This is a genomic window from Desulfofundulus australicus DSM 11792, from assembly GCF_900129285.1.
Lineage (GTDB): Bacteria > Bacillota > Desulfotomaculia > Desulfotomaculales > Desulfovirgulaceae > Desulfofundulus > Desulfofundulus australicus.
In genome coordinates, this window is sequence record NZ_FQUW01000024.1 from 17,415 (window position 1) to 30,134 (window position 12,720).

Genomic DNA, 12,720 nt, shown 5'->3' on the forward strand with positions numbered 1-12,720 from the left:
TTGCCAGCAGCAGGGCAAGGGGGAATGCAACAATGCCTGCCCTGGTTCAGTCCGCCAGTGATATCCTGGCCAGGTCGTATCAGCGGGAAAAAACGGTGGGGGAGCTGATGGTTTCCCTGGAAGCCTGCCGCACCATTTCTGCGGACTGCAGTTTAAAAGAGGCCGTAAACCTGATGAAGAGGGTTGCCCTGCAGTCACGGGCCGGGGCCATCCCGCCCCTTGTGGTGCTGGAAGCCAGAATTCCCGCCGGCCTGTTGAAAATCCACCACCTGCTGGCCGGGGCCCATTTGCCCCTCCCGCAGCGGGAATCCTATGCCGGCTGGTCAATTCCCTTATCCTCCGGGGAACCTCCTTCATACAGCGGCCTGTTCAGCACCCGTGTTCAGGATATGGCCGGGAAAAAAGTGCGGGAAGTCATGCGCCCCTTCCCGGCGTTGCTAAAGCCGCAGGATCCCCTGAGCCGGGCGGCCTTCCTCCTGGCCCATAGCGGTTTTGAAATCCTGCCGGTGGTGGAAGATGGCCGGATGGTGGGCTTGATTCGCGATAAAGAATTGTTTTTAGAACTGAGCAGGATTATGGCCGGGGAATAGGAAAACAGGATCTGGAGCAAAAAATTACCCGCCGTTTCGGGCGGGTGTTGTGTTTTATTGATGGTTCCTCAGGCTTCTTTGTACTTGGACAGGGTTCTGGCAGGCGAACGGTCTTCCCGCCGCAGGAGCACGTTGCTCAAAAGGGTGGTAATCACGGCCAGTATGGCTGCTGCTCCCAGGGTTACCACCAGGGATAGCGGTTCATGTTCGTAGTGCCAGTAGAGGAGGTAAACCGTGGATACCACAATGGACATGATCATGAGCGGGAAGGCCACCTTCATATAGCCCAGGAAGGTTATGGGGTAACCTCTTTTTTCGGCCATACCCACCACCACCACGTTGGCGGAAGCGCCGATGATGGTGCCGTTGCCTCCCAGGCAGGCCCCCAGGGAGAGGCTCCACCAGAGCAGGTTCAGGTCCGTTATCCCACCCAGGCGGCCCATATCCTGGATCAGCGGGATCATGGTGGCTACGAAGGGAATATTATCAACAAAGGCTGAAGCTATAGCGGACACCCACAGGATGAGCATGGCCGCGGGCACCATTTCTCCCCCGGTGACTTCCAGGCAGAAACGGGCCACCGCTTCAATAACCCCTACCTTCTCCAGCGCACCCACCACCACAAAGAGACCGGCAAAGAAAAAGATTACCGGCCATTCCACCGCCTGCAGGGCGTGCTCGGGGTCCTTCCGGTTGAGCAGCAGGAGCAGGCTGGCTCCGGAAAGGGCGATAACGCTGGACTCCAGGTGCAGGTACTGGTGCAGGACAAACCCCGCAATGGTCAGGGCGAGCACCACCAGGCATTTTTTCAGCAGGACGGGGTCCTTGATTTCATCCTTTTCATTCAGGTGCAGGATCTTTTCCTGGAGTTCCGGGCGGGCCACCAGCTGGCGGCGGTAGATCAGGCGCAGCATGAAAATTGTTAAGATATAGATAACTGCAACCACCGGCGTCAGGTTGATCACAAAATCCATGAATCCCAGGCCGGTCTGGCTGCCGATCATAATGTTGGGCGGGTCGCCGATCAGCGTGGCCGTGCCGCCAATATTGGAGGCGATGATTTCCGCGATCAGGAAAGGAATGGGGCTGATCTGCAGCTGGTTGGCAATGGCAAAAGTAACCGGAACAATGAGCAGCACCGTGGTCACGTTATCCAGGAGGGCCGAGGTGACCGCGGTCACCAGGGAGAGGGCAGCCATAATGCGCAGGGGTTCGCCCCTGGCCTGGCGGGCCGCCTTGATGGCCAGATACTCAAACACGCCCGTCTGGCGGGTGATGCCCACAATGATCATCATCCCCACCAGAAGGCCGATGGTGTTGAAGTCAATGGCATGGGTTGCTTCTTCAGCGTTTAAAATCCCGGTCAGGACCATTATGGCCGCACCCACCAGGGCGACTACCGTCCGGTGGATTTTTTCGGAAACTATGACGGCGTAGGTGAGCAGGAAAACGGCCGTGGCCAGGATTACCTGGGTTTGTTCGGACAAAGTTCACCCCTCCTTAATAGATTTAGATAAGCAGTACACAGCTCCCGGTTGACTGCCAGCACCTCCGCAGCAAAAGATACCTGTTCCGGGGAGACATCCGGCAGGCCGGCCACCTGTTCCGGCGTTTTCACCACGGCCCGGTCGGGTATGTACTTGCCGTCGGGTATTTCCACTCCGCTTACCAGCGCCCCGTGGCCGACGAAACAACCCCGGCCCAGGCGGCTTCCCATAACCGTGGCCCGGAATCCCACAAAGGTGCTGTCGCCGATGACACACGGTCCGTGAATGATCGCCCCGTGGGCCAGGCTGCACCTTTTACCTACGGTTACGCTGCCCCCCTTGAGGCAATGGATGATCACACCGTCCTGCACGTTGCTGTATTCGTCAATGATAATGGGAAATCCTTCATCAGCTCGGAGCACGGCGCAGGGAAATACGGCCGCACCCTCTTCAATGACTACCTCGCCTATTAATACGGCCATTTCATGAACAAAGGCGCTGGCGCTTACCACGGGAAAACCTCCGGGTTTCCAGCTCACTGCAGGGGCCTGCTGCAACATTCCGGTATTTCCTCCTTCTCAGGATAAAGGGCCGGCCGATATTTGTGGGGCCGGCCCTAGGACGCACTAATACTAATTATATATTACCAGATTTCTTTTATTTTAGCAGCGCCGGCACGCCCAGGAGCGGCCAGATGGTCAGGGCGAAGACGGCCAGCAGGGCCAGGGCGATAATGCTGGCCGGGATGCCGGCCACGAAGAACTCGCCGGCGGTGAACTGCTTGGATTCATAGGCGATGGCGTTGGGGGCCGCTCCCACCAGCAGGCAGAAGGGCAGTGCCGCCGCGGCCAGGGAGGTCCACAGTATCAGTTCCGGGTTGACCCCCAGGTACCCGGCGATAATCAGGGCCACGGGCAGGGTGATGGCGATGGCGGCCACGTTCATGATGAAGTTGGTCATCACCATCACCAGGAAGAAGATGGCCAGGACGAAGATCAACCAGGGTGCATCCTTAAACATGCCCAGCCAGTGTACCGCCAGCCACTGGGCGGCTCCGGTCTGCCACAGGCAGAAGCCGATGGACATGGCCCCGCCGAAAAGCAGCACGATATTCCAGGGAATCCGCTTTTCCAGATCCTCCACGGTAAATACCCGGGTCAGGAAGAACAACAGGCCCAGGGTGAGCATGATGGCGCTCTTATTCAGGCCCTTCAGGGCCGGGATGAAGTTTTGCATGGCCAGGAGAGCCACCACTACTGCCACTGCTACACCCACAAAGATTTCCTGCTTGCTCAGCGGGCCCATGCCGGCGGAAAGCTCCTTCACCTTTTCCTTTAAGCCGGCAATGCGGTCCTTCTCCGGACGGAACCAGATGAGCATCAGCAGCCAGATTAAAAACATCATGGCGATGCCATAAAGGGCCATTACCTCGGTGTAACGGGCGAAGCTGATTTCCTGACCCGTAATTTCTTTGTAGAACCCCAGGGCCACGATGCCCCGGGCGGCGCCCAGCAGGGTAATGGCGCTGCCCGCCCCGGCGGTGAAGGCCATGCCGATGAACAGGGCCTTGCCGAACCGGCTGGTTTCTCCTTCCCTGGTGCCGTAAAGGCCCAGGATGGCCATTAAGATGGGGAACATGGTGGCGGCTACGGCCGTATGGGCCATGAAAAGGGTCAGGGTAACGGTGACCACGAAAACTCCCAGCAGGATCATTTTTGTATTTTCACCGGTAATTTGCAGCATCTTAAAGGCCAGCCGTTTGGTCAGGCCAGCTTTGGTAAAGGCCAGGCCCACCATCAAAGAACCGAGGATGAATAAGACCGAGGGATCCATAAAGTCCCGGAAGGCAACGTCGGCCGGCCGGATGCCGAACAGGGCCTGAAAGATGCCGATGGCCAGGGCGGTGGCCCCAATGGGGATGACCTCGAACACCCACCAGATGCCGGCCAGAAGGAACAGCCCGATGGCCATCTGGCCCTGCCTGGAAAGGGCGAATTCCTTGCCCGCCGGGTCCACGGCTACCGGCAGCGGAGGTAAGAAGTAAAAGAGGAAAAACAGCGCCAGGCCCAGGGAGATAAAGGCGATGCGCCTGTAATTCACCTTGAGTTCCTTATGCAGCTCCAGCGGGCCGGGGACTCCTGCAGGTCTGGCGGCGGGCTGGGAGCCGGTGCGCCTGGCAACATCTTCTAAGGTTTTGGCCATGATAACCCCTCCTCAGGTTAAAGAACCCCTGCCTGGCCTGCAGGGCCAGGTGGAGCGCTGCTGCGGGGAATCATCCCCGTCATCTTGTTCCAGGGCTGTCAAAACTGGTTGAGCTCCACGGCCACCCCCTTTTCAGCTAAATTGCCGGGTGGAAAATTTCCTTTATAATCTATTGTGAACTTATGTACTTCCGGGTACAAAAACCCCCGGGAAGAGAGGTTTAAACCAGGATATTTTCTCGTCAATCAGTTATACCGGGAGATAAAATTCTCGGGAGGTGGATAGATAATGCCCTTTGCCGGCGATAATGGGTTATGTGATATAAGACACAATTATTTGTGAAGGATTACACTATAGCCGGATTAAAAAATAGGAGGCTGGAAAACGACTCCTGGCTCCTGCGTTCCATGGACTTGATCCCGTTTGGTGCACAGAATGGAAGAAGGATTAAAACCCGCTGACAAATCAGGTTACTTTTGTCACCACCATCATAGCACACCTAGTGCGTGAAATCAAGCACAAGTTAAGGACCGGTAGAAAATTTTTTGCGGCGCCGGTAATGACAAAATAACGCGGCCGGCCTGCTTCCCGGCCATCCGCAGGGGTGCGGGAAAAGGCCCGGCAGCTAAGTTTTAAGTGCCCTGGTTTTAAAGGAGGAGCGACCTGGAGTGAGCGCTGCCGGGCCAGGCCGAGGCGACGGGATGAGGCGGGGCCACGGACAGGATGTCCGCGGAGGCCACCTGAACACAGGAGGTGTGAATGTGGCCGGTACCCGCCGAAGACCGGAGCTGAGGCCTTAAGGCCCGGCCAGCGAAACGACCGGGAGCGACGACTAAAACCAGGGCACTTTCGGAATTATTTTGTCTTTAGGCCGGGCTGGCGGCAACGGGCTGTATAAATTGCCAGGGATTCTTTTTTCGGGTAGAATTGGATAAGAGCACACAGTCATTTACCGGAAGTGATGCTGGATGCACCTGCGTCTTTTAATCGGGCGGGCAGGCACGGGAAAAACCCGGCGCTGCCTGCAGGAAATCCGGGCGGAGCTGGCAAGGAACCCCCTGGGCCCCCCGCTGCTTTTAATTGTCCCGGACCAGGCCACCTTTACCATGGAGCGGGAACTGGCCGGGCAGGGGGGGAGCCTGCGGGCCCACGTTTACAGCTTCCGCCGCCTGGCCTACCGGGTGCTGCGGGAAGCGGGCGGTGCGGCCCGCCTGCCGGTCAGCGAACTGGGGCGGCGGATGCTGCTTAAAAAAATCCTGCTGGAAGAAAGGGAAAACCTGAAGCTGATGGGCTCCCTGGCCGGCCGGCCGGGCTTTCTTGCTTCTTTATCCGAACTGGTTGGTGAGTTAAAGATGCACCGGGTTGCCCCGGATGACCTGGAAGGGCTGGTGCCCGGCAGCGGGGGCCAGCTGGAGCAGAAGCTGGAAGACCTGTGCCTGGTTTACCGCCGGCTGGAGGGAGAGCTGGCAGGCATATTTACCGACCCCGATGATTACCTGGACCTCCTGGCCCGGCGCCTGCCGGAGGCCGGCTTTTTAAAGGATTGCCGGGTGTGGGTGGACGGCTTTGCCTCCTTCACCCCGCAGGAATACGCGGTGTTGCAGGGGCTGTCCGGCCGGGCGCGGGAAATAACCGTCACCCTGTGCCTGGACCCGGCCGCTGCGGGCTGCCCGCCGGAGCACGACCCCTTTGTCAGGCCCTGGCAGGTCCGGGAGCGCCTCCGGCGCCTGGCGGAAGAGGCGGGCCTGGCGGTGCGGGAGGAGCATCTGGAACCCGGTGACAGCTGGCGCCTGGCGGGAGCGCCGGAGCTGGCCCACCTGGAGCGCTACTTTTTCCACCATCCCGCCGTTCCCTACAGAGGGAGCCTGCAGAACATCTCCCTGATGGCCGGGGTGAACCCCCGGGCCGAGGTGGAGGGAATAGCCCGGGCCATCCGGCGCCTGCTGCGGGAAGAAGGACTGCGCCCCCGGGAGATTATGGTGGCGGTGCGGGATGTGGACGTCTATTTCCCCCTTTTCCGCAGGATGCTGGCGGATTATGAAATACCCTTTTTCATCGATCACCAGCAGCCGGTAATGCATCACCCCCTGGTGGAGCTGCTGCGCTCGGCCCTGGAAGTGTGGCAGAAAAAATGGGCCTATGAGCCCGTGTTCCGCTTTTTGAAGACGGGGCTGGCCCGCTTGAGCGCGGGAGAGGTGGACCGCCTGGAGAATTACGTCCTGGCGGCCGGTATCCGGGGCAGCCGCTGGTATAGCCCCGACCCCTGGAATTACCGGCCCGGCCGGACCTGGACCGGGGATGAGGAGCATGGTGAGGTCCCGCCCCCGGAACTGGAGGAGATCGATGGCCTGCGCCGGCGGGCAATTCAAGAGCTGCGGGCCGCCCAGCTGAAGATACGGGAAGAGGCCGGGGGGCGTGGGGCCCGCCTTCCCGGCCGGCAGTGGGCCCGGATCCTGCTGGAGCTGTGCCTGGAACTGGAGGTGCCCTGGAAGCTGGACGAATGGAGCCGGGCCGCCCGGGAGGCCGGGAGCCCGGACCTGGCCCGGGAGCACCGCCAGGTGTGGCGGCTGGTAAGCGGCCTGCTGGGTGAGCTGGTGGAAGTGCTGGGGGACGTGGAGCTCGACCTGGCGGAGCTGTCCGGCGTGCTGGATGCGGGCCTGGAAGCCCTGCGCCTGGCCCTGATCCCCCCGGCCCTGGACGCGGTAACCGTGGGCAGCCTGGACCGCTCCCGGCCACCCGGGGAAGTGCGGGCCCTCTTCCTGGCCGGCCTCACGGAGGGCAGCCTGCCCGCCAGGCTCCGCACCACCGGGGTATTCACCGAACGGGAGCGGGAACAGCTCTCCACCCTGCTGCGGGAGCGGGGCCGGGAGCTGCCCGCGGCAACCGTCGACCGGCTGCACCAGGAGCAGTTCCTGATTTACCGGGTGCTGACCCGCACGGGGGGCAGGCTGTACCTGAGCTATCCCCTGGGGGATGGGGAAGGGCGGGCCGTCACTCCCTCGCCGGTTATCGGCCGGGTGCGGGAGCTGTTGCCGGGCCTGGAACCCCGTCTCCTGGCCGTGGAGCCGCCGGGCGGTGCGGAGGACCTGGAGTATGTGGAGCACCCGGCGGGGCTGCTCTCCCGCCTGGCCCTGCGCTGGCGGGAAGCGTCGTGGGGGCTGCCGGTGCACCCCCTCTGGTGGTGGACCTACAACCTGCTGGTGGCAAGGGAAGAATGGCGGGAGAAAATGGCCGTGATCGCGGCCGGGCTGGCGGGGCGCAATGTGGAACCCCCGCTCGGTGCGGAGCTGGGACGGAAACTCTGGGGCAGGCGGGAAGGGCGGAAGTACAGGCTTTCCAGCAGCGTCTCCCGCCTGGAGCGGTTCGTGCAGTGTCCCTTTGCCCACTTCCTGGATTACGGCCTCGGCCTGAAGGAGAGGGCGGTCTACCGGCTGGAGCCGCCCGATACGGGCCAGCTCTACCACGAGGCCCTGCGGCTTTTTGTGGAGCGGGTGCAGGGAGAAGGCCCCTCCTGGGAGGAGTTGGGGGATGATAAGGTATACGGCATCTGCGCGGAAATAGTGGAAGAGCTGGCCTGCCGCCTGCAGAACCGCATTTTGCTTTCCAGCGCCCGCCTGCGCCAGCAGAAGGCCCGGCTTCTCGAGCGGGTGAGTGATTCCGCCCGGGCGCTGGCCCGGCAGATGCGGGGCAGCGGCTTCCGCCCCGCCGCCCTGGAAGTTTATTTCGGCCTCCGGGGAACGGAGGTGCCTCCGCCCGCAGGGGCGGATGCAGGCAGCCTGCCCTTCTGGCCCCGGCTGGTCCTGCCCCCCCTGGAGCTGGAACTGGGCGGGGAGGTTGTCCTGACCCTCGGCGGCCGCATTGACCGGGTGGATTTGGGGCGGGGCGCGGAAGCCCTGTACCTGCGGGTGATCGACTACAAGTCCGGTTCCAGCAGGCTGAGCCTCCCCGGGGTACTGGCGGGGGTGCAGCTCCAGCTCCTGGTCTACCTGTGGGTGGCCCTGGAGCACTTTCAGCTCCTCTGCCGCCGGTACGGGCGGGAGCTGCTGCCGGCAGGGGCCTTCTACTTCCAGGTGCAGCGCCCCATCCTGAACCTCTCCCGGCCGGGCCTGTCGGCGGAGGAACTGGAGCGGGAGTGGTTGAAGGCCTTCAGGCTGTCCGGCTGGCTGGTGGATCAGGGCAGGGAGCTGTACCCCCTCCTGGACCACGCCCTCACCCCCGGGACCACCTCCCTGCTGGTGCCCGCCGGGCTGGGCAGCGGGGGCAGTATAACCAGGCGCCACGAGGCGTCCGTCTTCACCCCCGGGGAATTCCGGCTCCTCCTGGACGTGCTGCGCGGGCTGCTGGGGAAAATTGCCGGCGGCATCCTCCAGGGCCGGGTGGATATAGCCCCGCTGAAAGCGGGGGGCAGCAGTGCCTGCGGCACCTGTTCCTACCGGCCCGTCTGCCGCTTCGACCTCTGGCTGCCCGAAAACCGCTACCGGAACCTGGCGGTGGAGGGCGGGGAACTGCGCGAGCGCCTGCGGAAAATGGCTGCGGAAGAGGAGGTGGGGGACCTTGACCTCTATTCGCTGGACCGGTGAACAGCTTGCGGCCATCAACCTCCGGGGAGGAAACCTGCTGGTTTCGGCCGCCGCCGGCTCGGGGAAGACGGCCGTGCTGGTGGAGCGGATCATCCGCCACCTGCTGGACCGGGAAAACCCGGTGGACCTGGACCGCCTGCTGGTGGTGACCTTCACCGACGCGGCGGCGGGGGAGATGCGCCAGCGGGTCATTGCGGCCCTGAACCGGTCCCTGCAGGAGCGCCCGGGGGACCCCCTGGTTTTGCGCCAGCTCTTCCTCGCTCCCCGGGCTTCCATCGGCACCCTGCACTCCTTCTGCGGCGAGGTGGTGCGGCGCCACTTCTACCTGCTGGGGCTGGACCCGGGCTTCAGGGTGATGGATGAAAACGAGGCCTCCCTCCTGCGCCTGGAGGTGCTGGAGGAGGTCCTGGAGGAATGCTACGAGGAGCACCGGGATTCCCCGCCCGGGACCCCCTTCCTTTACCTGGCCCGGGTCCTGGCGGGACGCCACGGCGACGACCGGGAGCTGGGGGAAGTGGTCCTGCGCCTGTATGACTTCGCCCGCAGCCTGCCCCGGCCCCGGGCCTGGCTGAACTGGGTGGCGGCTTCCCTGGCCGGGGTGGAAAAGCGCCCCTTTGAAGAGCAGCCCTGGGTGGGAGAATGGCGGGAAATGATCCGCCTGGAAATGGAACACTGGCTGGACCAGCTGGAAGAGGCGCGGCGTCTGGCCGCCGGCCCCGGCGGGCCGCAGCGGTACGCGGCGGTGCTGGAAGAAGACCTGGCCAGGGTGCGGGGCTGGCTGGAAAAGGTGCAGGGGCCCTTTTCCGGGCTCCGGCAGGCCTTTGAGGAGGGGCAGGCCTGGCCGGCCCTGCCCAGGACGGCCAGGGGAGAAGCCAGGCAAGAAATTAAGGAACGGGTGAAAAAACTGCGGGAGCAGGTCAAAAAACGGGTGGGGGCCCTCCTGCAGGAATATTTCTCCCGCCCGCCGGAGGAAATGATTGCTGATCTGGGCCGGGCGGCTCCCCTGGTCCGGGAACTGGTGGCCCTGGCCCTGCGTTTTGATGAGGCCTACCGGCGGGCCAAGCTGGAGCGGGCCGTGGCCGATTTTGCCGATCTGGAGCACTGGGCCCTGGCCATCCTGGCGCAAAACGGCGAGGGCTCCCCCTGGGGCGAAGAAGCACCGGCGGATCCCCGGGCCCCGCTGTTCCCTTCTCCTGTGGCCGGCGAGTACCGGGAGCACTTCGCCGGGGTGCTGGTGGACGAGTACCAGGACATCAACGGCGTCCAGGAGGCCATCCTGGAACTGGTTTCCCGGGGCGACAACCGCTTCCTGGTGGGCGACGTCAAGCAGAGCATTTACCGCTTCCGGCTGGCGGACCCCGCCGTCTTCCTGGACCGCTACCGCCGTTTCACCCCCTACGGCCCGGGGCGGGAGCCGGGGCCGGGCTGGCGCCTGGCCCTGCGCACCAACTTCCGCAGCCGGCCCGAGATCCTGGAAACGGTGAACTATATCTTTGAGCGGTTGATGACCCGGCGGGTGGGGGAACTGGATTACGACGACGAGGCCCGCCTCTACCCCGGCGCTGTCTTTCCCGAGAACGCGCCGGGGGTGGCGGGCGGGCCGGTGGAGTTCCACCTGCTGGATTTCCGCGCCCCGGAAGCGGTCCGGGAGGAAGGGGGGGAGGGAGGCGGCGATAACGGGCTGCCGGAGGTGGAAGACCTGGACCTGACCCGCCTGGAAGCCCGCTGGGTGGCAGAAAGGATCCACCGGCTGGTGCACCGGGAGGGGTTCTGTGTTTTCGACCGGCAGGAAGGAAAGTACCGGCCGGTCACCTGGCGGGATGTGGTGGTGCTGATGCGCTCCCTGAAGGGCCGGGTGGGGGTCTTCCTGGAGGAATTCCGCCGCCTGGATATCCCGGCCACCGCGGACGGCTCCGGAGGGTATTTCGACTCCCCGGAGGTGGAAACGGTGCTTTCCCTCCTGCAGATCATCGACAACCCCCGCCGGGACATCCCCCTGGCGGCGGTGCTCCGCTCCCCCCTGGTGGGGCTGGCCGCCCCGCAGCTGGCGCAGATCCGCCTGGCCTGCCCGGAAGGCGATTTCCATACCGCGGTGGAAAGAACCGCGCAGCAGCCGCCGGGGGTGGATCCGGAGCTGGCGGGGAAGCTGAGGGGTTTCCTGGAAAAACTCGAGCGCTGGCGGGAGCTGGCCCGGCGGCTGCCGCCCGCCGAGCTGCTGGAGGAGCTTTACCGCCAGACCGGCTATTACGACCTGGTGGGGGCCATGCCCGGGGGAGCGGTCCGCCAGGCCAACCTGCGGGCGCTGGTGGACCGGGCCCGCCTCTTCGAGGGAACCATCTACCGGGGCCTCTTCCGCTTCCTGCGCTTTATAGAACAGATCCGGGAAAAGGGCGGGGATATGGATGCCGCCCGTTCCCTGGGGGAAAATGAAGATGTGGTGCGGATTATGAGCGTGCACAGGGCCAAGGGCCTGGAGTTCCCGGTGGTGGTGGTGGCCGGCCCGGGCCGCCGGTTCAACCTGCGGGATCTGGGCGGCGGCTTTCTCTTGCACCGCCGGCTGGGCTGCGGGCCGGAGGTGGTGGACCTGGAGCGGGGGATGCGCTACCCCACCGTCCTGCACCGGGTAATCCGGCAGCGCCTGCACCTGGAAGCCCTGGCCGAGGAAATGCGCCTTCTGTATGTGGCCCTGACCCGGGCCCGGGAGCGCCTGATCGTGGTTGCCGCCGTCCGCGACCTGGAAAAGCGGGTGTGGCAGTGGCAGAGCCAGGCGGCAGCGGTGCCGCCGGAGGGCCCCCTGGGCGTTTCCCTGCAGGCGGGGGCCAGGTGCGCCCTGGACTGGCTGGGCCCCGCCCTGTGGAGCCACCCGGCCCTGGCCGGCTTCTCCCCGGGCGAGGAACCGGCGGTGGCCGGGACGGGGAGCTGGCAGGTGCACCTGTGGCCGGCGGCCTCCCTCCGGGAACTGTGGACGGCCAGCGGCCCGGAACAGGAGGGTGCGGGCTTTCCCTGGCTCCACCTGCTGGAGCGGCTGGAACCGCTGCCTGCCGGCTGGGTCCGGCAGCAGGAGGAAAGCTGGCCGGGCGGCAGGGAGGAACTGGTGGGCCCCGACGAGCTGGGCCGGCGCCTGTTCTGGAGCAACCCCCACCGGGAGCTGGCCCGCCTGCCCTCCAAGATCACGGTTACCGAGTGGCGGCACCGGCAGGAGGAGCTGGAGGAGCAGGCGGGCGGGGAAATGCCCGGCCTGGAGTTGCCGGGGGAAGAGCCCGCGGAAAGGGAAAGGGAGCTGCCGCCCGGCTTCGACCTGCCCGCCTTCTACACCGGGGACAGGTTTACCGGGGCCGGGCGGGGCCGGGTGGTCCACCTGGTAATGCAGAGCCTGGAGCTGGAAGATTTCCCGGACGAGGCGGCGGTGCGCCGGCACCTGGAGCGGCTGGTGGAGCGGGAAATCCTGCGGCCCGAGGAGGTGCAGCTGGTCCGCCCGGCGGAAATTGCCCGCTTCTGGCGGACCGCCCTGGGGAAGCGGGTGCTGGCTGCGGCCAGGGAAGGGCGCCTCTGGCGGGAAGTGCCCTTTACCCTGGGCCTGGAAGTAACGGAGCTCTACCCGGAATTGTCCGCGGCAGTGCCGGCGGGGGAAAGCATCCTCCTGCAGGGAGTCATTGACTGCCTGCTGGTGGAAGATAGCGGGCTGGTGGTCATTGACTATAAGACTGACCGGCTGGCGGAAGAGGGCCTGGAAGGGGCCGTGCGGCGCTACCGCATCCAGCTGGACCTGTACGGCCGGGCGGCGGAAAAAATCCTCTCCCGGCCGGTGCGGGAAAAATACCTCTACTTTTTCGCCCTGAACCGGGCGGTGGCGGTATGAAG

6 protein-coding genes are annotated in these 12,720 nt (G+C 64.3%); 3 read left to right on the plus strand and 3 right to left on the minus strand.

Annotated elements, in window-relative coordinates; translation table 11 throughout:
• The first annotated feature begins 32 nt into the window (after nucleotides 1–32).
• Nucleotides 33–590 (plus strand): CBS domain-containing protein, encoded by a 558-nt coding sequence (locus BUB44_RS09935; RefSeq protein ID WP_073165806.1) that lies wholly within the window; start codon nucleotides 33–35, stop codon nucleotides 588–590.
• Nucleotides 591–658: 68 nt separating this feature from the next.
• On the opposite strand, the gene BUB44_RS09940 is transcribed toward BUB44_RS09935, so the two are convergent.
• The 3 genes from BUB44_RS09940 to BUB44_RS09950 all read right to left on the minus strand — a co-directional run bounded on the left by BUB44_RS09940 (nucleotide 659) and on the right by BUB44_RS09950 (nucleotide 4,279).
• Entirely contained in the window at nucleotides 659–2,077 is a 1,419-nt protein-coding gene (locus BUB44_RS09940; RefSeq protein ID WP_073165809.1) for an ArsB/NhaD family transporter, read from the minus strand.
• A complete protein-coding gene (locus BUB44_RS09945; protein ID WP_242655945.1) occupies nucleotides 2,056–2,616 on the minus strand; it encodes an LbetaH domain-containing protein in 561 nt (186 codons plus the stop codon). Before BUB44_RS09945 ends, BUB44_RS09940 begins: the two co-directional genes overlap by 22 nt.
• Nucleotides 2,617–2,734: 118 nt before the next feature.
• Nucleotides 2,735–4,279 carry an SLC13 family permease gene (locus tag BUB44_RS09950; RefSeq protein WP_083543191.1) on the minus strand — a complete coding sequence of 515 codons (1,545 nt, stop codon included), beginning with the start codon at nucleotides 4,277–4,279 and terminating at the stop codon, nucleotides 2,735–2,737.
• 968 nt (nucleotides 4,280–5,247) lie between these two features.
• Between BUB44_RS09950 and addB the strand changes: the two genes are divergently transcribed.
• Both addB and addA read left to right on the plus strand, forming a co-directional pair.
• Nucleotides 5,248–8,859 (plus strand): helicase-exonuclease AddAB subunit AddB, encoded by a 3,612-nt coding sequence (gene addB / locus BUB44_RS09955; RefSeq protein ID WP_073165814.1) that lies wholly within the window; start codon nucleotides 5,248–5,250, stop codon nucleotides 8,857–8,859.
• The gene (gene addA / locus BUB44_RS09960) at nucleotides 8,834–12,718 is read left to right on the plus strand and encodes a helicase-exonuclease AddAB subunit AddA (protein ID WP_073165816.1); all 3,885 of its coding nucleotides are present in this window, start codon (nucleotides 8,834–8,836) and stop codon (nucleotides 12,716–12,718) included. The genes addB and addA overlap by 26 nt, the downstream gene beginning before the upstream one ends.
• Nucleotides 12,719–12,720: the final 2 nt, after the last annotated feature.